This window comes from Paenibacillus sp. EKM211P, assembly GCF_011066175.1.
GTDB lineage: Bacteria > Bacillota > Bacilli > Paenibacillales > Paenibacillaceae > Paenibacillus > Paenibacillus polymyxa.
Genome location: NZ_JAAMNS010000012.1, coordinates 26,972 through 51,162, shown reverse-complemented (window position 1 = coordinate 51,162; position 24,191 = coordinate 26,972). Strand labels below are relative to the sequence as shown.

At 45.2% G+C, this 24,191-nt stretch carries 21 protein-coding genes; 16 read left to right on the top strand and 5 right to left on the bottom strand.

The window, feature by feature from the left end; all coding sequences use genetic code 11:
• Window positions 1-49: 49 nt before the first annotated feature.
• The 8 genes from G9G57_RS16900 (at window position 50) to G9G57_RS16865 (ending at window position 8,804) form a co-directional block, all read left to right on the top strand.
• On the top strand, window positions 50-1,435 hold the full coding sequence (locus G9G57_RS16900) for an arabinan endo-1,5-alpha-L-arabinosidase (protein WP_164965279.1): 1,386 nt from the start codon (window positions 50-52) through the stop codon (window positions 1,433-1,435).
• A gap of 40 nt (window positions 1,436-1,475) precedes the next feature.
• The gene (locus G9G57_RS16895; RefSeq protein ID WP_025364598.1) at window positions 1,476-2,444 is read left to right on the top strand and encodes a glycoside hydrolase family 43 protein; all 969 of its coding nucleotides are present in this window, start codon (window positions 1,476-1,478) and stop codon (window positions 2,442-2,444) included.
• 341 nt (window positions 2,445-2,785) lie between these two features.
• Complete coding sequence (locus G9G57_RS16890; RefSeq protein WP_164965278.1) at window positions 2,786-4,894, top strand: class I SAM-dependent methyltransferase; 2,109 nt, start codon at window positions 2,786-2,788, stop codon at window positions 4,892-4,894.
• Between the two features lie 87 nt (window positions 4,895-4,981).
• Window positions 4,982-5,512, top strand: a complete 531-nt coding sequence (locus tag G9G57_RS16885; protein ID WP_016819175.1) for a GrpB family protein — start codon at window positions 4,982-4,984, stop codon at window positions 5,510-5,512.
• A gap of 33 nt (window positions 5,513-5,545) precedes the next feature.
• Window positions 5,546-6,196, top strand: coding sequence for a hypothetical protein (locus G9G57_RS16880; RefSeq protein WP_164965277.1), 651 nt, complete (start codon window positions 5,546-5,548; stop codon window positions 6,194-6,196).
• A gap of 92 nt (window positions 6,197-6,288) precedes the next feature.
• Complete coding sequence (locus G9G57_RS16875) at window positions 6,289-6,714, top strand: VOC family protein (RefSeq protein WP_019686939.1); 426 nt, start codon at window positions 6,289-6,291, stop codon at window positions 6,712-6,714.
• A 225-nt stretch (window positions 6,715-6,939) separates the two neighbouring features.
• A complete protein-coding gene (locus G9G57_RS16870) occupies window positions 6,940-7,413 on the top strand; it encodes a MarR family winged helix-turn-helix transcriptional regulator (protein ID WP_044785533.1) in 474 nt (157 codons plus the stop codon).
• 155 nt (window positions 7,414-7,568) lie between these two features.
• Window positions 7,569-8,804, top strand: coding sequence for an MFS transporter (locus G9G57_RS16865; protein ID WP_164965276.1), 1,236 nt, complete (start codon window positions 7,569-7,571; stop codon window positions 8,802-8,804).
• 141 nt (window positions 8,805-8,945) lie between these two features.
• Here the strand turns inward: G9G57_RS16865 and nrdF are convergent, their stop codons facing one another.
• The 3 genes from nrdF to nrdI form a co-directional block, all read right to left on the bottom strand.
• Window positions 8,946-9,911 (bottom strand): class 1b ribonucleoside-diphosphate reductase subunit beta, encoded by a 966-nt coding sequence (gene nrdF / locus G9G57_RS16860; RefSeq protein WP_013370558.1) that lies wholly within the window; start codon window positions 9,909-9,911, stop codon window positions 8,946-8,948.
• 217 nt (window positions 9,912-10,128) lie between these two features.
• On the bottom strand, window positions 10,129-12,213 hold the full coding sequence (gene nrdE / locus G9G57_RS16855) for a class 1b ribonucleoside-diphosphate reductase subunit alpha (protein WP_017425799.1): 2,085 nt from the start codon (window positions 12,211-12,213) through the stop codon (window positions 10,129-10,131).
• The gene (gene nrdI, locus G9G57_RS16850) at window positions 12,200-12,559 is read right to left on the bottom strand and encodes a class Ib ribonucleoside-diphosphate reductase assembly flavoprotein NrdI (RefSeq protein WP_016819181.1); all 360 of its coding nucleotides are present in this window, start codon (window positions 12,557-12,559) and stop codon (window positions 12,200-12,202) included. Before nrdI ends, nrdE begins: the two co-directional genes overlap by 14 nt.
• A gap of 408 nt (window positions 12,560-12,967) precedes the next feature.
• On the opposite strand from nrdI, the gene G9G57_RS16845 reads away from it, so the two are divergent.
• The 3 genes from G9G57_RS16845 to G9G57_RS16835 are packed head-to-tail and all read left to right on the top strand — an operon-like array spanning window position 12,968 to window position 15,177.
• Complete coding sequence (locus tag G9G57_RS16845; protein ID WP_025364603.1) at window positions 12,968-13,330, top strand: DUF2500 domain-containing protein; 363 nt, start codon at window positions 12,968-12,970, stop codon at window positions 13,328-13,330.
• A gap of 60 nt (window positions 13,331-13,390) precedes the next feature.
• On the top strand, window positions 13,391-13,951 hold the full coding sequence (locus G9G57_RS16840; RefSeq protein WP_025364604.1) for a GNAT family N-acetyltransferase: 561 nt from the start codon (window positions 13,391-13,393) through the stop codon (window positions 13,949-13,951).
• 2 nt (window positions 13,952-13,953) lie between these two features.
• The gene (locus G9G57_RS16835) at window positions 13,954-15,177 is read left to right on the top strand and encodes an MFS transporter (RefSeq protein WP_126665727.1); all 1,224 of its coding nucleotides are present in this window, start codon (window positions 13,954-13,956) and stop codon (window positions 15,175-15,177) included.
• A 63-nt stretch (window positions 15,178-15,240) separates the two neighbouring features.
• On the opposite strand, the gene G9G57_RS16830 is transcribed toward G9G57_RS16835, so the two are convergent.
• Complete coding sequence (locus tag G9G57_RS16830; RefSeq protein ID WP_031463280.1) at window positions 15,241-16,932, bottom strand: ABC transporter substrate-binding protein; 1,692 nt, start codon at window positions 16,930-16,932, stop codon at window positions 15,241-15,243.
• A 278-nt stretch (window positions 16,933-17,210) separates the two neighbouring features.
• On the opposite strand from G9G57_RS16830, the gene G9G57_RS16825 reads away from it, so the two are divergent.
• The 5 genes from G9G57_RS16825 (at window position 17,211) to G9G57_RS16805 (ending at window position 22,927) form a co-directional block, all read left to right on the top strand.
• Window positions 17,211-18,278 (top strand): LacI family DNA-binding transcriptional regulator, encoded by a 1,068-nt coding sequence (locus G9G57_RS16825; protein ID WP_016819186.1) that lies wholly within the window; start codon window positions 17,211-17,213, stop codon window positions 18,276-18,278.
• Between the two features lie 208 nt (window positions 18,279-18,486).
• Window positions 18,487-21,039, top strand: coding sequence for a beta-mannosidase (locus tag G9G57_RS16820; RefSeq protein WP_164965275.1), 2,553 nt, complete (start codon window positions 18,487-18,489; stop codon window positions 21,037-21,039).
• Between the two features lie 215 nt (window positions 21,040-21,254).
• Window positions 21,255-21,995 (top strand): DUF1361 domain-containing protein, encoded by a 741-nt coding sequence (locus G9G57_RS16815; RefSeq protein ID WP_164965274.1) that lies wholly within the window; start codon window positions 21,255-21,257, stop codon window positions 21,993-21,995.
• A gap of 69 nt (window positions 21,996-22,064) precedes the next feature.
• Entirely contained in the window at window positions 22,065-22,268 is a 204-nt protein-coding gene (locus G9G57_RS16810) for a YwbE family protein (protein ID WP_016819189.1), read from the top strand.
• A 26-nt stretch (window positions 22,269-22,294) separates the two neighbouring features.
• Window positions 22,295-22,927, top strand: a complete 633-nt coding sequence (locus G9G57_RS16805) for a DUF2238 domain-containing protein (protein ID WP_016819190.1) — start codon at window positions 22,295-22,297, stop codon at window positions 22,925-22,927.
• Window positions 22,928-22,960: 33 nt separating this feature from the next.
• Here G9G57_RS16805 and G9G57_RS16800 read toward each other — a convergent pair whose 3' ends face one another.
• Window positions 22,961-24,130 (bottom strand): glycosyltransferase family 4 protein, encoded by a 1,170-nt coding sequence (locus tag G9G57_RS16800; protein ID WP_164965273.1) that lies wholly within the window; start codon window positions 24,128-24,130, stop codon window positions 22,961-22,963.
• Window positions 24,131-24,191: the final 61 nt, after the last annotated feature.

Genomic DNA, 24,191 nt, shown 5'->3' with positions numbered 1-24,191 from the left:
AACGCAGTCACCCTATGCACTGAGTAAAGGAAGGAGGAGAATAACAGTTATGGTTATGCTGCTAATGCTGGGTCTATCCGGCTGTGGGGATAACACTCCGGACCCTGTATATCCGCAGGCTCCGCCTCCTGATCACTTGTATGATCAAAGTACGATAGACGATGAACAGCGCTGGACTATTAACAATGCCCATGACCCAGCGATTATCAAAACTGATCAGGGATATTATGTCTATTCGACGGATGTAAAGACAGGTGGAGAATTGAGGCCGGGTGTTATGGTGCGCAAATCGACCGACCTGATTCACTGGAGCTGGGTTCAATATGCTTTACCCGGTATTCCAAAGGAAGCGGGGGCATGGTCATCAGCAACGAATCTGTGGGCCCCGGACATTATAAAGATGGGCGATACCTATCGAATGTATTATTCTGCTTCCACATTTGGCAGCACACGATCAGCTATTGGGTTGCAGACATCCAACTCCCCGGAAGGTCCTTGGAAGGATGAGGGGCTGGTTATTAAAACGGATGAGCATGACAAGCTGAACGCAATTGATGCTAATCCGGTATTGGATGCCGAAGGAAATCTATGGATGGTATACGGATCATTTTTTGGCGGGATTTATGTCACACCGCTCGATCCGCAGACTGGAAAGCTCAAAGAGCCAGGCTATGGTAAAAATATCGCTGCCAGAGATCGGGCAACCGAGGACGGAGCTGTGGAAGGACCGTACATTGTGTACAATCCTGTGTTCCGTAAATACTACTTGTTCGTCTCGTATGATTCTTTATTCGAGGACTACAATGTTCGCGTAGCCCGCTCGGATTCTATCACAGGTCCGTACGTGGATATAAATGGACATGATATGGCGGATACCAGTTATTTGCCTCAATATGAGATTGGGAACAAGGTGCTGGGTGGTTATCGTTTCAGCGAAGGAGAAGGCTGGGTTGCGCCAGGTCATAATTCCGTGCTGAAGGACGGAGACGATTACTACATTGTTCATCATGCGCGGGGAGAAACGGATAAGAGCTGGCCTTACTTGCATGTGCGCAAAATATTGTGGACGGCTGATGGTTGGCCTGTCGTATCGCCGGAGCGGTATGCGGGTGAAAAGGAGCAGGATATACCCAAAAGGTTATTATCCGGCAACTGGGAGCGCATCGTGATAAGGCAAGAAGTAGACGGTCAGGTGGAAGCTGAACCGCTTCGTCTGGAAGCTGGAGGGCGGGCAACCAGTGGTTCTCTGGAAGGTCACTGGAGTTTTGATGGTAGACGTACGCTAACAATGGATTGGAGCAATGCGTCCGAAGGGTCAAAGGAGGAATTGCTATTGCTTCCTTCATGGGACTGGGAGCTCGGTCGTCATACTCTAATTTTCACGGGTATGAATGAAAAAGGAATTTCCATCTGGGGAAAACGTATCACCGATTAATCATATGAACTACATATTACACATAGAGGAGAGAAAAACCATGAATCAACCTGTATCTTTTAATAATCCGGTCATTGAGCAACGTGCAGACCCTTGGATTTACAAGCATAGTGATGGGTATTATTATTTTACCGGATCTGTGCCAGAGTATGACCGCATTGAGGTTCGGCGGGCACGTACTATTCAAGGCTTGAATACAGCAGAACCAGTGGCAGTGTGGCATAAATATGAAACGGGTCCGTTAAGCGCGAACATTTGGGCACCGGAAATTCATTATATTAACGACAAATGGTACATTTATTTTGCAGCAGCTCGTACTACAGAAACGAAGGAAGGTCTGTTCGACCATCGGATGTTTGTGCTGGAAAATGCTTCAGCTAATCCGCTGGAAGGTGAATGGGTGGAAAAGGGACAGATCAAAACTCGCTGGGAGACGTTTGCTCTCGATGCGACAACCTTCCAGCATAATGGCGTTCTATATTATGTATGGGCTCAGAAAGACCCGGACATCATAGGTAATTCCAATTTGTATATATCAGAAATGAGCAATCCGTGGACGCTGCGTGGTGAGCAGGTCATGATCTCAACACCAGAATATGACTGGGAAGTTATCGGTTTTAAGGTAAATGAAGGAGCAGCCGTTCTGAAACGGAACGGAAGGATTTTTATCAGCTATTCAGCTAGTGCTACAGATCACAATTATTGCATGGGTCTGCTAACGGCAGACGAGAATGCCAACTTACTTGACCCGAAATCGTGGGCAAAGTCTCCTGCGCCAGTATTCTGCACGAATGAGGAAACAGGTCAATTCGGACCTGGTCACAACAGCTTTACTGTTGCTGAGGATGGTAGTGACGTTATCGTATATCACGCTCGTAATTACAAGGAAATTACAGGTGACCCGCTGTATGATCCGAATCGTCATACACGTGTTCAGCGTTTGAACTGGAATGAGGATGGAACACCTGACTTTGGTATCCCGGTACCAGATGGCGTTTCTGTTGGTTAATCCAGTCGAAATATATGCTAGATGATTAACGTGTCACACAGCGACACTATAATTTTATAAACAACGTAGGAAAGTAATTTTGCTGCGTGTAACAATCGTAATAAGATACCTTTGACCTTAGGGTTGGAAGGTATCTTTTTGCTTTTGGGAGACGGAGCGAAGTTACGGGTACTTTAAATCATGGGATGCGATACACAGAACATGTCAAGCGAATAATTGATACAAATGTTTAATATTTTCCACGAGATGGAAGCTACAAATGTATGGTAAAGTGTAGGGTATACAAGATATTTTCAAAAGTCTCCTGTGCATACCGAATCGAATCACACGAGGTGAGAAAAATGTTACAATCGTTAAAAGCCATTGCTAATTACAGGAAAGAAAGTGATCTGGCCTGGGATACACCGACCTGGCTAAAGCTGCTTGTTTCGGCTGAGGAGCGTATTGTAAATTTGGAGCGCATTCGATCCATAGGTGAGTTAAAGGATGCTAATCCTGTACTGGATTATGTGGAGCGCACATTGCTTATTTTGGACGGACTTCCATTGTCATTCTGGGTTAAAGAGCTACTGGAGGATGTATTGGTATGGTCTGAGACCGCCAAAGGAGGCACAGTCCGCGAACGGCTACGCTGGCAGCATGAGGGCATTAATTTATTTGTACATAATATTGGCTCCTCCCAGCTGTATGTCAGACAGGCTCAAGCAGAGTCCCCTGCATACCCGCGTAACAGCATGACCCGGATTCTGATTGAGACGCATGGATTGATCGGGCAGTATATACGGGGAGAAATACCTTTTGCGGAAAATCGACTGCTGCTTGAAATTACTCGTAAAGGCTGGCTGAGCTCGGAGGAATTGGAGCTTGTGTTACGAGCACTGAACGAATGCATTATCGCTGGTGTAGATCCTGCATTATGGGAGCAAGTACGCGGTGAAGTGGAGCAGTTAATCGGCTGGATTGCCTGGGATAACGCCCCTGTAGTCTGGAGTGTAAAGGAGCGACTGGAGAGATTGCGCTCGGTTTCGATTCATGAAGGGGAGCCGTTTGAGCAGGCTTACGCCGAGCTGGAGCAAGAGCTGAATGTAGAAAAAGCACTGGCTCCGCTGGAGAATCGGACACTTTGGTATGTAGAATCAGCTTTGCAGGATTTTTCACTCCAAGAATTGGTCAAGGTTTTCTTACTCACGTTGAGGGATGGCACAGGGCAGGAACAGCCTGCAACGGTACGGCATATTAGTTTTGAATCGCTTATGAATACGATGTATTATGACTATCGTGGTGTTAAAAAAATTAACGTATACAAAAAGAGAATGATAGAAAAATATTTAAGCTCACTATCCTGGCAGGACATTTCAAAAGGAAAACGGAAGCATAACCCTCATTTGAATGTAATTGTAGAGCATAAAGACGAGCTGCCAAGTACTGTATTTTTTAATTTTGTATTTTCATCAGCTGCTGAAAAATTGATCGACTTTTGTATTGAAGCAGAAAAGACGCCTCTGTATGACAAAGCAGTCCTGCTGCTATTTGATCTGTTCGGATTACGGCGCGATGCTTATGATCGCTTTCACAATGAGGAGACATATCTTACAGATATGAACCAGACCGCAGATTTCAAAAGGGTCATTCTGGATTATGTGATTGGAACCCGTATACTGGATATCGGACCTGGCGGGGGCGTACTGCTGGACCTGATCGAGCAAGAAAGACCGGACTCGAAGCCGTTGGGTCTTGACATTTCTGTGAATGTGATTGAGGCCCTTAAACGTAAAAAGCAATTGGAGCACCGTCGTTGGGATGTCATCAAAGGTGATGCGCTTCAATTAGAAGAGTATGTGGAAACGGAGAGCATGGATACGGTTATTTTCTCTTCGATTCTTCACGAGCTGTATTCCTACATTGAACGAGATGGAAAAAGGTTCAATTCACAAACAGTGGAGGCTGCTTTGCATAGCGCCTACCGTGTACTTGCACCCGGCGGGCGCATTATCATTCGTGACGGTATTATGACCGAACCAGTAGAGCAGCGCAGACGCATTCGATTTTTGGAGCCGGACGGAATGGAATGGCTGATGCGGTATGCGCAGGATTTTGCGGGTCGCCCCATTGAAATAGAGCGCATAGGTGAGCATGAGGCTGTTTTGCCGGTAAATGATGCAATGGAATTTCTGTATACCTATACATGGGGGGCGGAAGCCTATGTGCATGAGGTACAGGAGCAGTTTGGTTATTTTACTCCGTCACAGTATGAAGAGTGTATTCGTAACACACTTGGACCACAGGCGATTATCCGGTTGAGCCGCTACTATTTGCAGGAGGGCTATGCCGAAGCGCTGTCCAGTCGTGTTGAGTTCATGGATGAGCAAGGTCAGCCGGTTCCTTTGCCAGACAGTACCTGTCTGATCGTAATTGAGAAGCCAAATAACAGGGATGAAGCAACTAAATGATTTTTAATTTAAACAAGAGAATGCCTTCTGAGTTGTGCCAAGCGCACTGGGAAGGCATTTTTTTGGAAAACGAATGGAGGTGCCTTCATGTCCGCGCAGGTAGTGATATCCGAATATAATCCGCAGTGGGTAGCAGAGTACATACAGGAACGAGCCAAATTGATAGAGGCTCTCGGAGACGTGTGTGTCGGCGTAGAGCATATCGGTAGTACATCCGTTCCTGGTTTGGGAGCCAAGGCTATTATCGACATTATGGTTGGAGTAGAAGATTTGGCGATGATTCAATCCGAACAGCGAGAGCGTTTGCTAGGTATTCAATATGAATATGTACATAAGCCTGATTTTCCAGAGCGAGCTTTCTTTCGCCGTGGAGAATGGGGAGCTGGGACCCATCATTTGCATATTTACAAGTATAAAGGAGAGCATTGGGAAAACCATCTATTATTCAGAGATTACTTGAAAGCGCATCCTGAGAGCCTGGGAGCGTATGAGACTTTAAAAAAAGATTTGGCTCACCAATTCAATCATGACCGTGCAGCGTATACCGAAGCCAAGGGACCTTTCATTCGGCAGGTGGTTGAGCAAGCGAAGCTTGAAAGACAAAGCAGAGACAAATGAAATTTTAGTACGCGTGGACAAGGTGGAGGAATGATGAAGAATAGGATGCTTGATGCACAGGTAACGCCGAATGGTTTAAAAGACAGAATGATGCTGCTGTCAGCACTGGATATTATATTGTCTCCAGAAGATTGGTTGCGCACGTATCGTATGCAGTCTGAATGGTCTGGTGATGTGTGCCTGGGTGAGGTGAACAACGGCGCTGGAGATACGATTCATATGCTATGGACGCGTGGAGGTGTGCTATTAAAAGGTTTTGACCACGAATCCCCTGTAAGTCCTCATGCAAGAGACGAATATGAGATCTGGCCGGGCATGTACGACGGTGTACCTGATGATATGATGGGGCTTTTAGAAGATGAAGCGCTGGAGAAGGAGGACGTTACCTTTTGTATGTGGAGGGAAGCGGGAGATAAGGAGTGGCGTACGGGCAACGTGAACATTCCTGAGGAATATGACGATGGCTCATCCTTTTTGCTGGGGAAAATTATAGTTACACCGGAGGAATATCATGATTGGGCTGAAAGTTACTATGAGCTGCCGATTTCTCTAGGGGTGGTAAGCCAGATTTTCAACGGCGTTCCGATCACTGCACAGATGATCTCTGCGCTTCATCCACAGCGTAACGTTAGGGAAGCGATAAAGGAGCTAAAACAGCTTGGCGTTCAGGTGCATGAAAGCTAAGAATACAGATTTGTTTTTCTTGACAAGTTTTGTATATAATACAGGAGAAATGGCTGGGCTAATTACCTCGAATTAAAGGAGCTGTGTTGAAGATGTCCAAACGTTTGATTCCTTACATCACGATGGATGGAAATGCAAAAGAAGCAATCGAATTTTATGAAAAGGCATTGGATGCTCAACTGCTTTTTATCCAAACCTTTGGGGAAATGCCGGAAAACCCCGATTTTCCCATTCCCGCAGAGGTCAAGGAACGTGTGGGACATGCCACCCTTAAAGTGGGCGAAACAGAGCTCATGTTTTCGGATACCTTTCCCGGATCGCCGTTTAGCAGCGGAAATCAGGTGAGTATCTGTATTACAACCGATAGTGTGGAGCAAGCTCAAAAAATGTTTGATGCTTTACAGCAAGGAGGGCAGGTGGGAATGCCTTTGCAGGCAACCCATTTTAGTCCAGCTTATGGGAATGTAACAGACAAGTTTGGTGTCACCTTTCAAATGTTCACAGAGGCTCGGTCTTAAGAAATGGAAAACGGCTCGGTCCGCTACTTTAGCGATCTGGCCGTTTTTTTGCGTGCATGTCCTTGTCTGAAAAATAAATATACATACATAAAACATGGGGAGTGTTCGGATCTCTTTTTTCATGTATCGCTCAATTCCTAAAATAATTGTTTTAATATTGTTGAAATGGAAACCCAAATATATTATATTAAATTGTTAATGCACCAACGGGTGGGAGGACAGTCCATGAACAAAGAAGAACAGGTCATAATGGGTTTCAGGGACTTATATAACAAGATGGTTTCGCTTAATAAGGACAAGATGGAAGACAGTCTTAAGGGTTATAAGCCTTCTGAAGTACATTGCATGGAATACATTGAAAAAAATGTAGATTCCAACGTGACAACACTTGCGGAGTCCCTTTATATGACTAGCGGTGCCATAAGTAAAATAACTAAGAAGCTCATAAAAAAAGGCCTTATCGAAAGCTACCAGAAGCCGGATAACAAGAAAGAAATTTATTTTAGGCTTACTGAGCAAGGGAAAGTAGTCTATAAAATCCATGAGGAACTGCACAAGGAGTTTCAAGAGCGGGATAAAGCCGTATTTGAGCAGGTAACCGAGGAGCAATTTGACAGTATGCTTAGCTTTTTGGAAAAGTATAGCAGGCATTTGGATGCAGAAATAAAGAAAAAGGATATAGATATCAAGTCGAAATAAATTTGAATAATGAAAATCAAACCACAGGCAGCCGGGCTCTATTGAGAACGGGCTGCATTTTTTTATTATTATTTTGTTTCCAGGGAAGAAAAAATGTGATACGATAATTTTGTTTCCTAGGAAGTAAAATCGCAACTTTTGAGGGGAGAATTTAAGTGTTCAAATTTAGATCACACCATAAACAGACCACAGAACAAACCGTAGATAAACACGCTTTAATATTCGGCCTTATCTCTGTGTTTCTTTGCGGAATAAGCTTCAGTATTATAATACCTGTCGTCCCATTCTTAGTGCAGCCTTATACAAGCAATCCAGGAGAACAAGCTATAGTTGTTACGCTGCTGACCTCTGTTTATGCATTCTGCGTGTTTTTTGCGGCTCCGGTACTTGGAGCTTTGAGCGACAAATATGGCCGTCGACCCTTGCTCTTAGTCTGCCTTTTGGGTTCCGCAATCGGGTACTTAGTTTTTGGTATAGGAGGAGCTGTATGGGTACTATTTGCTGGGCGTATCATAGAAGGTGTAACAGGTGGGAGCATAAGCACGATCTTCGCATATTTTGCAGACATCATTCCTCCAGAACAGAGAACTAAATACTTTGGATGGTTGAGTGCAGTTGTAGGTGTCGGCACTGTCATTGGTCCAACTCTAGGTGGATTACTTTCCAAGTTTGGTTATTCTGTACCTATGTATTTTGGAGCAATAATCACTTTATTGAATGTTGTTTATGGATTCTTTTTTATGCCTGAGAGCCTTGACAAGAAACATAGACTGAAAGAGATTACCTTTGTAAGACTGAATCCATTTACACAGCTTGCAAACGTACTTTCCATGAAAAACGTGAAAAGGCTACTTGTCTCAGCGTTCTTACTTTGGATACCCAACGGATCTTTACAGGCAGTTTTCTCTCAATTTACAATGGATACCTTCAGTTGGAAGCCTGCACTAATCGGACTTATGTTTTCAATTATGGGTTTCCAAGACATCATTTCACAAGGTTTCATCATGCCAAAGCTTTTAAAAAAACTTAATGATAAACAGATAGCCATTCTTGGAATGTTCTCGGAGATTATAGGCTACAGTCTTATTGCGCTATCTGCTTTGTTCTCATTCTATCCTCTTGTTATCGCCGGAATGTTTATATTTGGTTTTGGTGATTCGATCTTTGGGCCCTCATTTAATGGGATGCTCTCCAAGTCTGTCGATTCTAGTGAACAAGGAAGGATTCAAGGTGGTAGTCAATCTATTCAGGCTTTGGCAAGAATGATTGGGCCTATCATTGGAGGTCAAATCTATGTATCACTTGGTCATGCCACACCCGCTTTTATGGGGATGATTCTTATAGCAGTGGCAATACCCGTTTTATATAAGAGAACGGATGTGAATATGTAAACTACCGCTCGAAGCTTCCCGTAATCACCTGCATAGCAGGTAGTTTTAAGAAAATAATAGGGTTTCAGAACTTAGGAACAAGTTCTGAAACCCTATTATTTTACAGTAACGCCTTGCTAAATTAATTTTACGTATGTGTACTTAAACGCCAAAGTTAAAATCATCATCTGTCAGCGGCTCTACATTCATTGCCCGTACATAGCCGTTTCCTTTTTTAGAAAAGAAATCGTGCTGCTTGGTGTGGGTGCTGATGCCGTTGAATACAATGGGATTGACTTCTTCTTCTTCAAAAAGTGGGTCAAAGCCCAGGTTCATCATGGCCTTGTTGGCGTTGTAGCGCAAGAAGACTTTAACATCGTCTACAAGTCCAATAGGGGCATAAATTTGCTCGGTATATTGTTCTTCGTTATTGTGCAAGTAGCGCAGCAAGCCTACCAGCGTCTGGTAGAGGTCACGTTGTTCTTCCTCGTCCAGTTCTGCATAAATCTCCTGTGCCAGTACACCTACATAGACACCGTGAATACTTTCGTCACGCAGGATCAGGTCGATAATTTCCCCGCTGCATGTCAGCTTGCCTTGACCTGCCAGATAGAGAGGGTAGAAGAAGCCGCTATAAAACAAATAGCTTTCTAACAGCACCGACGCAGCCATTGCGAGATACAGGTCTTTCGGTGTATGGATGTTCATATAATACTGACGAATGGTTTCTGCTTTGGTCTGAAGATGGGGGTTTTCTTCCACCCAGCGGAATACACCGTCAATTTCTTCCGTGGAAGCCAGGGTGGTAAAGATGCTACTGTACGACTTGGCATGAATTTGCTCCATCATCGCCATAAAGCTTAATACCGCTTTGCGTTGCAGTCCGTCTACATGCTCCATAATTTGCGGCATCCCCACACCGCCTTGAATGGTGTCTAGCAGAGTCAAGCCGCCCAGCACCTTCATGTAGGCTTCTTTTTCGATATCACTGAGGGTTACCCAGGACATTTTATCGTCAGACAGCGGAATTTCATCATCCGTCCAAAATTGCATAATATTCTGATTCCAGAACATCAGTGTGAAATCATCGTCCGAGCGGTTCCAGTTTACGGCTTGTATACCTGTCATTGTTAGCATTCTCCCTTCAGCTTGCGAGATTCCCTAGAAACACACGTAAGATGTTACCGGAGAGTCATCGTATGCTTGACATACGGAAGCTGTATCCGTGAGGGCTTTGTCCAATCCTGTAAAGGTCTGAACCACGCGCTGGATACAGCTTCTAATGCCAAGCATTCATATCTATTCAAAATCTAATTTTATTTTATAGCTTGTTACCATATATGCATTAGATGGAGCAAGTGAGGCACTCTTCCACAGACAGTTTTTTGGTACGTGTGTAGTATAACGATTTAAGTCCTTTATGTGCGGCATACAGATAGCAACGTGCTAACTGACGTGTAGTCACGTCACTGTTCACATGAAGTACAGTCGAAATTCCTTGGTCCACGTGAGGCTGGATTTCGGCAATCAGATCAAGCACTTTGAATTGGTCCATTTGATAAGCGGATTTGTAAAAGAATACATTATCCTTTTGCAAATACGGCATCGGATAGTAAGTCGTCGAATTCGCATAGGTACGAGTCTCGATTTGCTCAACAATTGGCATAACGCTGGACGTTGCATTTTGAATGTACGAAATGCTGGCAGTAGGAGCAATCGCCATACGATAAGCGTGGTACAGACCGTTCTTCTTGACGTCTGCTTTTAGTTTATCCCAATCCGCTTGAGTTGGAATATAAATGTCCTTGAACAGTTCTTGCACACGTGCCGTTGTTGGACGATAATCCGTGTTCAGATATCGGTCAAAATATAGACCTGTCGCATAATCTGATTCCTCAAATCCATAGAAGCTTTGTCCGGCTGCTTTTGCGATTTCCATACTCTTTTCAATAGAATGATAGTTCATCGTCATGAAGAAGGTACGGACAAAATCCTTCGCTTCATTGCTTTCATATGCAATTTTATTCTTGGCAAGGTAGCCGTGCAGATTCATGACACCCAGACCAACGGAATGCATTTCACGGTTCGCTTTTGCAACACCTGGGGCATTAGCTACTTGGGTCATATCGCTGACCGAGGTAAGAGCAATCATACCCTCATGAACGGACTCACGGATTTTGCCGTGTTCCATCACATTTACAATGTTCAGGGAAGCCAGGTTACAGCTTACATCCCGGCGAATGATATCCTGTTGTCCATAATCTGTAATCTCGGAAGTCTCCTGCAACTGGAAGATTTCCGTACATAGGTTCGACATCTTGACTTGGCCCACGTTTTTAAGAGCATGCGCCTGATTTGCGTTACTTTTGTTCATAATATATGGATAGCCAGACTCCAACTGAATCATGGCAATTTTCGTCAGCATATCACGTGCGCTCATCGCTATTTTTTTCTTCACTCGATCGTCAGCGAGCAGCGTATCGTACATTTCATCCAGATCCATGTCGTCCAAATGTGTTCCATAAGCCTTGAACACACTATAAGGTGCAAATACATGCAGTGGTTCATTATCTTGTGCCAGCTTGTAAAAGCGGTTTGGCACCAGCAATCCGATCGAAAGTGTCTTGAGACGTACTCTTTCATCAGCATTGATTTTTTTACTATCCAGGAACTCCAGCACGTCCCATCCGAAAATGTTGTAATAGGCAGCGCCAGAGCCTTTACGTTGACCCATTTGATCCGCGTAGGAGAAACCATCTTCCATCAGCTTCAGCACAGGCATAATGCCTTTTGCTGCGCCTTCTACACCTTTAATTGCCTCGCCGCGTGACCGCAGCTTCGACAGGTTAACCGCAACACCGCCGCCAATTTTGGACAATTGCATGCAAGTGTTCAATACATAGTTGATTGAGTTCAGAGAGTCATCCATTTCGAGCAAGAAGCAGGACACCAATTCCCCACGGCGGCTTTTGCCAGCGTTCAGGAAGGTTGGTGTAGCTGGCTGAAGACGTTGCTCCATCATCGAGCGGGACAACAGGCGCGCCGTATCGGCGTTGCCGCGTCCCAAATGCAGGGCGACAGCAGCCACCCGGTCAGGATAGTGTTCCAGATAGACTTTACGGTCGTTACTCTTCATTGCATAATCAGTATAAAACTTGGATGCTGCCATATAGGAAGGGAATTTAAAATTATAGCTATGAGTGATATGGAAAATATCATTAATTTCATCAGCTGTATAGCTGTTATAGAAATTTTCGTAATAATCATTCTCAATCATATACAGCACTTGAGCAGCTGTGTCAGCAAACTTCAAACTCCGTTCTTGAACTTCCTTCATAAATTCTGCTACAGCCTCTTGGTCCTTTTCCAATTGGAAAAAGCCGTCTGTATCGCGTTTCATCAACATGTTGTTCAATTCAATATGCCGCAACTCGGCTCACCTCCTGTTTAAAACGCTCCACATCTCCGAACGTTCCAGATAATTCAAATTTGCTAATCACGGGGACATTATAATGGTCGGCAATCAAATCCGCACTTTTGGCAAATTTCTCACCCCAGTTACGGTTGCCGCTTGCAGCTACACCAACAAGGTTTTGTGCATTTTTTTTCAAAAATGAAGATACCCTCTCAGGTATCTGCCCAAACCCGGTTGTATATGTAATGAGTACGTAAGGTTCTTCTATAGTCATTTGCTCCTCAATCTGAACCGCCGGAAGCTTGAGCTTGTTTATAAATCTTTTTACATTGCCGGTCTTGGAATCATAAGCAATCAGCATGGTGTGCAACCTCCTTAACAATTAACGAAAAAAAGAAAACGGCATTGCCAAGAGACCCATCATAGCTGTAATCCCTTGCTGGCTGCGCCATTTAAGATTTTTGACTCTATATTTACATGTATTTTCATACCTTTATCTTCAAGATATCGGGCATAAATACGTTTTTTACACTATATTTAGAGTACATTTTCTATTTTATATCTATATATAGTTTTGTCAATCGGTCTAGAGAGGCTCAGAGGACCCAGATCGGGTGTAAGTCCAAGCAGGGTGCGGAAAAGAGCGAAAGAACTTTTTTTTCGTAAGTATGTTAAAAAAGTATTGGAGTTTTTTAAGCTGAGGATGTACCATTTGTCAATGGGCAATAGAATGGAAAATTTACATTTTACTGTAGAAAGGATGAAGCAAATGGGAAGTGGTTTTATGGCATTTCAACCGTTTAGTATTATCTTTTTTGTCGTGTTTGGACTCATTGCTTTTGTAATCATTATGGGAATTGTCAAATCGATAAGTGCAGGTCTTTCCAATCAAGCAGCCGAACAGGTCCAACGTTCTTGCAAGGTTGTGGATAAGCGAACGAGAGTGCGTGGGGGATCAGGCAATTTTTCAGCTTCGACCGATTACTATATCACCTTTGAATTTGACAGGGGGGAGCGTAAGGAGCTGGAGGTGAAGGATACGGACTTCGGAATGATTGTAATCGGGGATCGCGGGGAGGTTCATTATAAAGGTACACGGTTCCTGGAGTTTGTGAGATTAATGGGAGCGTAAAAGGGGGACAGGGTGATAGAGTATTACCAGAACCAATACATAATAGGGAGGAAGCTGACGATGCCACATATCATTGGAGCACGAATTGTATTAAGAGAGTACCGTCAGGAGGATATACCTGATATCCGAAGATGGGTTAATGACCCGGCAATCACACATGGATTAAGCGACGTATTTATCTATCCGCATTCACAGGCTAATAGTGAATCTTTTGTACAGATGATGATTGACGGCAACTCTGAGATCAAGGGCTTTGTCATTGCACATAAAGATACACTGGACTATATTGGACAACTCGATTTATTCAAAATCAACTGGGTAAATCGGCACGCCACCCTGGGTATTGTAATCGGGCGCGACGGTGATCTGGGCAAAGGATATGGGCGGGAAGCGATACGATTGATACAAAAATTTGCATTTCATTCACTGAATCTGCATCGGCTGGAGCTGGAGGTCTATGCGTTCAATGAACGTGCATATCGTTGCTATCTGGCATGTGGCTTTAAGGAGGAAGGCCGACTACGAGAAAAGCTATTCAGGGAAGGACAGTACTATGACATCATTCAGATGGGGATGTTGCGAAGTGAATATGAGGCTGTAGAGCAAGCGAAGGAGCCCTGAAAGTGAGGCCACATAAGCTATTTTACTCCGTCAGCTTTCTTCAATTTTTTATGAGTGAAATCACGGGAACTACGCTCATCTTATTTCTGTTAGCTAAAGGACTTTCTCTGCAAAGTGCGAACTTCTTGCTGGTTGTATTCTTTGTAAGTATTTTTCTGTTTGAAATACCAACTGGAGCTATTGCAGACAAATATGGAAGAAAAATTTCTGTTGTTTTGGGGCTTTGTTGTTTTCTAGTCTACAGTGTATTGTTCGTTTGGACAGATCGCATGTGGCTGCTTGTGTTCGCACAAGTTTTTGGGGGGCTGTCAATATGCTTGCAATCAGGCTCGTTGGAATCCTGGGTTGTGGAAAACAGTGATAAGCCCATGGAAGTTCTTTTTACAACCTCAAACAGTATACAGTACATTTCGGGATTTATTTGTGGTCTGTTGGGGGCCTTCCTTGCAACATTTAACTATTCACTTCCCTGGGCAGCCAGCATTGTCTCTATTATCTTATGTATTATTCTATGCTGCTTTTATATGAAAGAGAAGAATATTACCCATCGAGAAACATCTGCTACTCGCATTACAACGATTATCGGGGAAAGTGTCCGTATCGGTTTTGAAAATAAGTCGATCTGGATTGTGTTTGTTATTGGTTTATTTATCAGCTTTTCGAATTCGGCGGGGAATACATTTCAACAGCCACGTCTGGTCGGTCTTTCTGAACAAGGAATTTGGATTATGGGATTGATCAAGGCGGGCTATTCACTATGTATGACTTTGGGAAGCTATTTGGTTCGAAAGCTAGGCGCACGTTATAGTGATGTACATATACTCATGTATGCTTGCGGGATGATTGGGATATGGCTCATTTTAGCGGGTGCTTTCAACACGTTTTATCCTGTACTGCTCACCTTTTTAATCTATGAAATTGGGCGAGGGATGTACCCGGTTGCCAAACAAATTTTTCTGAACAAAAGAATCTCTAATGAGTATCGTTCAACACTGCTATCTCTGGATTCTGCCATTTCCCAACTAGGTATGTGTATAGGTTTAATCGTGACAGGAGTCGTAAGCCGTAATTTTACCAATCTTGCTTCAGATCAAACACCTATTCAGATATCTTGGGTGCTGTGTGGCGGGATTGCATTGATTCCAATCTTTTTGTTGCTTTATGTCCACCGGGTGTCCAGGAAAAATAATAGCTGGAAAGAAAAAGTAACAAAACAGAATGTTTAGTGTAAAAAGGGGCTGACAGGTCTTGACTGTCAGCCCTTATATACTTTTAGTGGCAATCAATCTCTACTTCTCCCCATACCATAGCTTCAGACGATTTTGAATCAGGCCAGTGAAGATTTCTTCAGCCTTTGGTACACCCGCCTGATCCAGCTCTTGGAGCATGCGGTCATACACGGCATCGAATTGATCTGGCTTGGCGAGTACAGCCTCAGGAATCCGTTTGCGTACAATGTCCTGCGACTTCTGATAAATAACATTGTAATTTGTATTGGTCGGAACAGGCATGTTGTAGGCAGCACCCCACTCTTTTACCGGAAAATCCTTTTCGTTCGGGAACAGGTCTTTCCATGTCCGAGCTTTATATGCCTGAAGGGATTCTTTTTCTGCTTGGCTATAATTTTCGGTAATCATCTCCGGATAATTGGTTGTGTAATAGTTGCCAGTAGGGTCCTTCACGCTATCGCCGTAATGTGGTCCCCATATCCAATACAAACCGATACCTGATTCTCTGCTAAAAGAAGCGTTATCTTTGTTTTTGCGTTCTTGCACAGCTGCAGGAATGACTCGTTTGCCGTTCTCTACATTGTAATGCTGGCCTTCGATTCCCCAATTACGTAAAATTTGCCCTTCATCGGAGGCCAGGAAGTCCAGAAACTTGATCGCTCGCACCGGATTTTTGCATGAAGTTGTGATGCCAATCCCAGACGCAGTATCGAAACCAATGGGCTGGAGGGAATGATCCTCGTATTGCTCATTTAAAGTGACCGGAAAGTGGGAATAGGTGTATTCATCCTTACCTGCTGCCTTGAGCGCATTTTCGGCATCCTGGTAGTTCCATTCCTGATCAATCAGTCCGATGACACGACCTGCGGCGATTTTGGATTTGTATTGATCACTTTTTTGTACAAAAGTATCCCTATCCAACAGACCTTCATTGTACATATGGTTTAACCAACGAAAATACTCTCGCTCCTCCGGGCGTTTGTAGTGAAGAATGGCTTTGTGTGTTTTAGGATCAATATAATATTCTCCATCGTCTGGTCCACCTGTAGCTGTAACTGCCGGGTTTGTCACAGTAATCTGCATTTTCCAGTCCTCGGCATCGAGTGATAAGGGGATGGTAGGCTGGCCATTGGTAGTAGGGTATTTGGCAACATAATCTTTAAGTGCTTTTTCAAAATCTTGAACGGTGCGAATTTTGGGGTATCCGAGTTTCTTAAGGGCTTGATGCTGGATTTCGAAGCCTGCTTGTGCATCAAACGCGATGTGATCTACGCCCAAATTGGTTGGGATGGTGTAAATGGCGGGATCTTCACTACTGTATTTAATACGATTAAAATAATCTCCATACACTTTCTTAATGTTAGGACCGTATTTATCAATCAGGTCGGTTAAGTCAATGAGTGCTCCGGCATCGACCAGCTTTCCAATGTCTCCTTTGGGGTACACGAGATCAGGGTACTCTCCGCTAGCAGCCATTAAGGCAAACTTTTCCTCACCTCGACCGTTAACAGCATGTTCGGCATTTAGTGTAACACCCGTTTTCTTGATAATTTCCTGCCCGACAGCGTCCTTCATGTTATTCCAGTTGGAGCTTGAGTCACCGCCAAAGAACGTTAATGTAATGGGACTGGTGTCATCGGGGTCTTCCTTTTCTGCCGTACCGCCTTTGCTATTCGCACAGCCCGTTGTAACGAGCAGCAGCAAAGCCAGAAGCAGGATGGAGCATTGTTGTACCGACCTGTTCGTGAACATCTGCAAATCCCCCTTAATAAGTATGATTTACACAATGTAAGTGCTTTCATTAGTAAATTGTAGGAAATAAAGAACCTTACGTCAAGTTATTTATGTTTATTTGTTATGTGTTTTGTTTTTTATTAAGCAAACATATTTAATGAAAGGTGTGGATTTGTGCAAATCCATCGTTTGATGATCTAAAACAAAGTATGCTACGATGGTACCAGTTTATAGGCATACCTGTATATTTAGAAGACTAAGGTAGAAAAAGATTTCGAATAGGGTTGGGTGAGGAGATGCGTGGAAAAGTAACATTGCAGGAAATTGCGGATGCGGCGGGTGTTTCAAAGTTCGCTGTTTCACGTGCACTGTCAGGCAAACCCGGTGTAAGTGAAGAGACGAGGGCGCTGCTGGTTAAGCTTGCTGCCCAGATGGGTTATTTTCGCAGTCATCCCAAAATGACCGGGGTAGAGCCTCGGGACACAGATGCCAGAGAATGGTCGGGTACCGTGCTGGTGTTATTTCCGAATATTCGACACCAGAATCGGGAGTCCAGGTACTGGGGACCTGTATTTGAAGGGATTTCCGAGCGTCTGAACCGCAAGGGATTGGATATGATCACGTTAACGGAGCCTTCAACTGATGATATGTTTTCTTTGCTGAACCCGGAGGCCATTAAAGGGATTATCACAGTAGGAACAATTTCAACTACGTTGTTGCTGAACATTTATCGAATGGGTATTCCAGTCGTCATGGTGGATCATTGGGACTCTGCATTTTTAAGTGATGCGGTGTTTACGGATAATCGCACATGCATGAATGAATTAATGAAGGATTTGCTGTGTAGGGGTTATGCCCACTTTCAGTTTGTGGGTCATATTGACGACGCTCACAGTTTCTATGAACGTTGGGAAGCTTTTCGGTCCGCACTGGAAATGAGCGGAGTAGAATTACGGCAGAACAAAGCCCTTATTTATGGGGGAGCGCAGGCACTTGCCGAGGAAATGGACAAGTTGCCCGAGGATGAGCTGCCAGAGGTTTTTGTTTGCGCTAATGACGTGACTGCTTCGCAAGTCGTGGAAGTGCTGAAAGGAAAGGGGATTGACGTTCCGAGGCGGTGCGGGGTGACTGGGTTTGACGATACGAATGATCAAATGCCGATCTATGCCACGGTGAGAGTGGATAAGGAACTGTTGGGGATGCGAGCGGTGGACCAGTTATTATGGCGTATCATGAATCCAAGCTCGCCTGTGGAAAAAAAGCTGCTGCACGCTGATCTACTCATACGGGAAGTTCACGCGCCACGGATCAGCCGTGAAAATGATGATCGTGATCGTTCCTTTAGCACAATTAAATATAGTTGATGTCCGGATATGTGGGATGAATTCGATCCACAGTGAAGACGAGGGAAGTCGCTTTTAGCCTGTTTAGGGGTAGAGGGCGACTTTTATTTTGTGTTTTACCGGTTGTTCCAAAAAAACAATTGACTAACTTGTTAGCTTAATGTTATTTTTGTTATGTTAATGAGTGATCCAGATGTTCCCAATCATCCTTATAGGGAGGCTTGCGACGATGATTAATGTAATAGGATTGGATGGCTGGAGGTTTAGGGAAGCACAAACTGATGAGTGGCTCAGTGCGAAAGTGCCGGGTTGTGTGCATACCGATCTTTTGCAACATGGTAAAATTCCTGACCCTTTTATCGGTATGAACGAGATAGAGGTACAGTGGGTTGATAAGCAGGATTGGATATACGAAGCCTATTTTAAGATAGATGCAAATCAGCTTCAATGTCAATGTGTAGAGCTGGTGTTGGAAGGCCTGGACACATACGCAGATGTAAGAGTAAATGGTCAAGCTGTCTTATCGGCCAATAATATGTTTCGGGTATGGAGACAGGATGTGAAGGCATTTGTTCAGCAAGGGAAAAATCGGCTTGAAATCCATTTTCGCTCTCCGATTACGGAAGATGTGCCTAAGCTGGAAAGGTTGGGCTATGGACTTCCCGCACCGAATGATCAGTCCGAGATAGGTGGCTTGTTCGATAAAAAAGTAAGCGTTTTCGCTCGTAAGGCTCCCTATCACTATGGCTGGGATTGGGGACCAAGGCTGGTGACGAGCGGGATCTGGAGAGAGGTTCGGCTTGAAGCTTGGTCTGGTCTGACTATGAGAGACCTGTTTATTCGACAGGACCAAGTGAGTACCGAGAGGGCTGAACTCACGGCAGTAGTAGAGATTGAAAATGCAGATGAGATTAGAGATGTCGAGTTGTGTATTTCTGTTGACGGCGGGGTATGGTCCAAACCGGTTCGCCTGCGGAAGGGAAAGCAAACAGTGGAGCTGGGGCTGGTGATAAAGGAGCCGAAGCTGTGGTGGTGTCGTGGACTGGGAGAGCCGCATCAGTATACGTTTGTAGCCGAATTGAAGGAGCAGGTACAGGAAGCGGTGATTGCGGAAAAATCAGTGAAAACGGGACTGCGATCGATTCGTCTTGTACGTGAGCGGGATATGGCAGGCGAAAGCTTCTATTTTGAGCTGAATGGAATCCCCGTGTTTGCTAAAGGAGCCAACCATATTCCGAATGACAGCTTTGCTACCGAAGTTACGTTGGAACGATATCGGCATGAAATTGCCAGTGCAGCCGCCTCCAATATGAATATGTTGCGGGTGTGGGGTGGCGGTATTTATGAACAAGACGTATTTTATGACTTGTGTGATGAACACGGCTTGCTCGTGTGGCAAGATTTTATGTTCGCATGCAGCATGTATCCGGGGGATCAGACTTTTTTGGACAATGTGACGCAGGAAGCCGAAGATAACATCAAGCGATTGCGCCATCATCCTTGCATTGCGTTATGGTGCGGCAATAATGAGATTGATTCTGCGTGGGCCCATTATGAAGAAAATGCGGGCTGGGGCTGGAAAAAGGCCTACACGCCTGAGCAACGGGAACGCCTATGGGATGATTATGAGACGCTCTTTCACCGGATTTTACCGGAGGCGGTAAATACCTGGGCTCCGCAGACGGCATATTGGCCCTCCTCACCGCTAATTGACCTGACCGGAGATCGAAACCAGCATGCTCATCCGTCCTCAACAGCAGGAGACATTCATTATTGGGGAGTATGGCATGCGTCTGAGCCGTTTGAGAATTATCACATACATGTGGGCCGTTTTATGAGTGAGTATGGTTTTCAGTCCTTTCCTGAATACAAGTCTGTTCGCACGTATGCGGAAGAGAAGGATTTGGAACTGGAATCTGCGGTGATGCTGGCACATCAAAAAAACGGTTCAGGCAATCGGTTGATTCAAGAATACATGGGACGGTACATGCGGCAGCCCAAGGATTTTACATGTTTTCTTCTCATGAGCCAAGTTTTACAGGCAGAGGCGATGAAAATGGCTATAGAGGCCCATCGTCGTCACAAGCCCTATTGCATGGGGACATTATACTGGCAGATGAATGACTGCTGGCCCGTTGCCTCTTGGTCGAGTATGGACTATTTTGGTCGTTGGAAGGCGCTTCAATATACAGCTAAACGCAGCTTTGCCGATGTGCTCTTGAGTGCAGTAGATACGGAACAGGGGTGTAAAGAACTGCATCTGGTTAACGATACGCTAGAGCCGATAGCAGGTACGCTGCGGCTGACGCTTTTGCATATCCGTGGCAGTCAGGCTATTCGTGATGAGAACGTTAAGGTAGAACAGCCGGCGGGCGGCGCAGGGATCGTACATATACTGCCTACCGACCAATGGCTGAATGGCCTGGATCGTACGGAGCATATGCTGGTCGCACGTCTGATACAAAACGGTGAACAGGTGGCCTCCAGCGAAATTTATTTTGCAGGCACGAAAGAGATGGATTTACCTCTGGCGAAAATTGAAGTGACAGAGATACAGGGAAGTGGGGGCAGTAGATTCATGCTCTGTTCGGATACACTTGCTAGACATGTGTGGTTGACCGCAGAACAGGAGGGGATTTTCAGTGACAACCACCTGGATCTGGCTCCCGGTATTCCCAAAACGGTGGAATTTTTGACCTTGCGTAACGGTGCCTCCGCATTTGAGGCAGCTGCGCCAGGTGCATTGACGGTACAATCATTGGTCAATTGGATACAAGGGTAGAGGACGGTAAAAGCTTATCCGCCTTGAATACAGTAAGCATCTGTCTCCCGGGGACATGAGGTCAACTTCGGGAGAACAGATGTTTTTTTATCTTCATTTTATGCAGAGTGGAGCGCTTCCATTGAGCTTGAAGCCATTGTGGTGTACACTGTCCAGAACAGGTGTAAATTGGAACGTCAGGAAGGATGGAAGGTTACAAGGAGGGAAAGTAACATATGTATGACCGTTTAAGATCGTTAAATTATCCAGTCAAACTTTATATTTTTATTGCACTGGCCTTATGCTCCGTAATCAGTACATTGTGGATCATTAACGTGCGATTGCCCTCAGGGGGCCGCCCTTATTTTTTTATTTGGTGGAATATGATGCTGGCCTGGATTCCTATGCTGCTGACGCTTTTGCTAGATGTCATTCATTGCTCGTGGAGACGGGGAACGAGGACATTTATGCTCTGGATCATAGGGGCTGGCTGGCTTTTCTTTTATCCCAATATACCCTATTTGATTACAGATTTGCTGCATGTATTCGCCAGATATCCATTTCTCGGGGAGCAGCGTTTTTGGGGCAATCCGTACTTTTGGAATCATGTATTAGGGATGCTGCTGGTAGCTGTGCTTGGCCTCACCATGGGGGTTGTATCGCTTGAATCCGTACGACAATTGGTGCAGCGTGCTCGAGGCGGGCTTGTCAGCTGGTTGTTTATGCTGGCGGTACTTCTGCTAAGTAGCCTGGGGATTTATATTGGTCGTTTCTTTCGAGGAAACACATGGGATATTGTGTCTGCGCCGTCCCAGTTGTACACACAAATATCTTCCATATGGGCAGACACTTTGCAACGCACGCATTTTGTGGAGTTTAGCGGGATGGTATTCGTGATTATGCTCGTTAGCTATGTATCCACGATGTGCGTGGTCTGGATGGGGAACAGCCGCCGGGACGAATGGCATCGCTGGTGATTACGATGGGGCTGAGTGGCTAAATATCATCATAAGATAAAATGTAAAGGCAAAGGAGGAATAGCTACAATGAACGGACAGAATCGATCTGATATCCGCGCTGGTCTTCAGGTGGATATTGTGCTTAAAAAGGATCAGCCCACGGGTAAGCTGACGCGAGGAACGGTGAAGGATATTTTGACCAATTCCCCGCGTCATCCGCATGGAATCAAAGTACGTTTGGCAGACGGGCAGGTTGGACGTGTCAAACATATTGTAATGAAAGAAGGATAGAGCTGTAGGCTTAGGAGGGATGATGTATGAATCAGGCAACGGCATGGTCTAAAAATGATCGTTACCCGCTTGTTTTACTTGTACTGCTGGTGCTTGCTCTCATTTGGTCCTTGGTTCGTCCGGCGGATTATTTTACATGGGTACTGGAAGTTCTCCCAGCCGTTTTGGGAGCTGTACTGCTGGCGGCTATTTACCGTCGATTTCGTTTTACCAATCTGGTATACACCCTCATCTGGCTACATGCATTGATCCTGATTGTCGGCGGGCACTATACCTATGCTGAAATGCCGCTATTCAACTGGATTCGGGATACGTTTGGGCTGGAGCGCAATTATTATGATCGACTTGGGCATTTTGCGCAAGGTTTTGTGCCTGCACTCATTGTCAGGGAAGTGCTGTTACGTAAGACGGCTTTGGGAAGCGGGAGCTGGCTCACTTTTCTAACGGTTAGTGTATGTCTTGCGATCAGTGCTGTGTACGAATTGATTGAGTTTGCCGTTGCCAAGGCAACCGGTACAGCGGCAGAGGCCTTTTTGGGAACACAGGGAGATATATGGGATACTCAATGGGATATGCTTCTTGCGTTCATCGGTGCCCTGACAGCGGTGATTTTATTAAGCGGGGTACATAACAAGCTGCTCAAGCAGCTAAAGGTGTAGCAGGGTTTCTTGAAAGTCCAATATTTTTGAGGGTTATATTCGCGTCACAGGGTAGCTGTCGAGATGTAGGGTCGCTGCATCCATGTAGCTGTCCAGCAGCCGCTCAAAAATACGGTCCCATGTCTGCTCCAGACTGTATGCTCTACCGGTTCTGGACAGAAAGTCGCGAAGTGGGGCATCCTCGTACAACAGGAGTACAGCTTTGGCAAAGGCAGCGGCGTCCCCAGCTGGACACAGTAGCCCTGTTTTCCCATCGATTATATTGTCTTTGACCCCGCCTTCATTCGCGCCAATCACGGGTGTGCCGCTGGCCATAGCCTCCAACACGACGTTACCGAAGGTTTCTGTAGTGGAGGGAAAGAGGAATACATCGGCTGCAGCGTAGAGTTCAGCTAATTCCGCTCCTTTTACAAAACCAAGCCAGTGAACTGTGTGCTCTGGCACCCCGATATCTGCTGCAGTTTTGTACTTAAACAATGGGCCATCTCCTGCAATGACCAGTACTGAGGCTGCGCGGACGTCGTCGGGTAACTGGAGATAGGAATCCAGTAACGTGTCTATCCCCTTTTCCGGTGCAAGTCTGCCCACATATAAAATCACAAATGCGTCTGCATGAACGCCCCATTTTTCCCATATCGCTTCGCGATTCACTGTGGGCTGGAAGCGGTCGGTATCAATTCCTCTACCCCAGATTTCGAGCTGTCCCATTCCTTTATTGCGCAACAATTCCATGGTTGACCGAGAGGGGACATATACCCTTTCACAATGTCTGTGAAACCAGAGCATGTATTTCCATAATGCAGGTTCAAGCCAGCGAAGCTTGTAATATTCGAGGTATTTATCAAAGTGGGTGTGATAGGAGGCGACGAGTGGAATATGGTGTTTGGCAGCGTAGCTTGTTCCATACAAGCCAAGGTTAAACGGAGTAGCGACATGAATTAGGTGCGGGGAAAAGGCTGACAGGCGCTCGTTGATTTGTTTGGCATTAGGGATCGCAAGTCTGCATTCCCGGTACAATAAAAAGGGAATACTTCGAAATCGCTCCACGCCCGGCCCCGAGGACAGATGATGATCTGCCTCCGGTGCGAAGACAAGCGTAGATACCCCATGTGTCTCCAAATAGCCAATCCATCGTTCCAGTGTCAGAGCAGCGCCATTGACATCAGGCGTATACGTGTCTGTAAATAATGCGACTCGAAGCATGCCTTCATTCCTCCTCCGCCATTCTCATTTATCCTATGATGTTCCAGGGGAGTCCGCTTGG

What these genes read in the sequence shown, in the direction of transcription:
- G9G57_RS16885 (WP_016819175.1), top strand. Translation starts at nt 4,982, where the DNA reads ATGTCCGCGCAGGTAGTGATATCCGAATATAATCCGCAGTGGGTAGCA.
- G9G57_RS16870 (WP_044785533.1), top strand. Translation starts at nt 6,940, where the DNA reads ATGAACAAAGAAGAACAGGTCATAATGGGTTTCAGGGACTTATATAAC.
- G9G57_RS16890 (WP_164965278.1), top strand. Translation starts at nt 2,786, where the DNA reads ATGTTACAATCGTTAAAAGCCATTGCTAATTACAGGAAAGAAAGTGAT.
- G9G57_RS16895 (WP_025364598.1), top strand. Translation starts at nt 1,476, where the DNA reads ATGAATCAACCTGTATCTTTTAATAATCCGGTCATTGAGCAACGTGCA.
- G9G57_RS16845 (WP_025364603.1), top strand. Translation starts at nt 12,968, where the DNA reads ATGGGAAGTGGTTTTATGGCATTTCAACCGTTTAGTATTATCTTTTTT.
- nrdF (WP_013370558.1), bottom strand. Translation starts at nt 9,911, where the DNA reads ATGACAGGTATACAAGCCGTAAACTGGAACCGCTCGGACGATGATTTC.
- G9G57_RS16805 (WP_016819190.1), top strand. Translation starts at nt 22,295, where the DNA reads ATGAATCAGGCAACGGCATGGTCTAAAAATGATCGTTACCCGCTTGTT.
- G9G57_RS16815 (WP_164965274.1), top strand. Translation starts at nt 21,255, where the DNA reads ATGTATGACCGTTTAAGATCGTTAAATTATCCAGTCAAACTTTATATT.
- G9G57_RS16840 (WP_025364604.1), top strand. Translation starts at nt 13,391, where the DNA reads ATGCCACATATCATTGGAGCACGAATTGTATTAAGAGAGTACCGTCAG.
- G9G57_RS16830 (WP_031463280.1), bottom strand. Translation starts at nt 16,932, where the DNA reads ATGTTCACGAACAGGTCGGTACAACAATGCTCCATCCTGCTTCTGGCT.
- G9G57_RS16875 (WP_019686939.1), top strand. Translation starts at nt 6,289, where the DNA reads ATGTCCAAACGTTTGATTCCTTACATCACGATGGATGGAAATGCAAAA.
- G9G57_RS16820 (WP_164965275.1), top strand. Translation starts at nt 18,487, where the DNA reads ATGATTAATGTAATAGGATTGGATGGCTGGAGGTTTAGGGAAGCACAA.
- G9G57_RS16900 (WP_164965279.1), top strand. Translation starts at nt 50, where the DNA reads ATGGTTATGCTGCTAATGCTGGGTCTATCCGGCTGTGGGGATAACACT.
- G9G57_RS16800 (WP_164965273.1), bottom strand. Translation starts at nt 24,130, where the DNA reads ATGCTTCGAGTCGCATTATTTACAGACACGTATACGCCTGATGTCAAT.
- G9G57_RS16825 (WP_016819186.1), top strand. Translation starts at nt 17,211, where the DNA reads ATGCGTGGAAAAGTAACATTGCAGGAAATTGCGGATGCGGCGGGTGTT.
- G9G57_RS16810 (WP_016819189.1), top strand. Translation starts at nt 22,065, where the DNA reads ATGAACGGACAGAATCGATCTGATATCCGCGCTGGTCTTCAGGTGGAT.
- nrdI (WP_016819181.1), bottom strand. Translation starts at nt 12,559, where the DNA reads ATGCTGATTGCTTATGATTCCAAGACCGGCAATGTAAAAAGATTTATA.
- G9G57_RS16880 (WP_164965277.1), top strand. Translation starts at nt 5,546, where the DNA reads ATGAAGAATAGGATGCTTGATGCACAGGTAACGCCGAATGGTTTAAAA.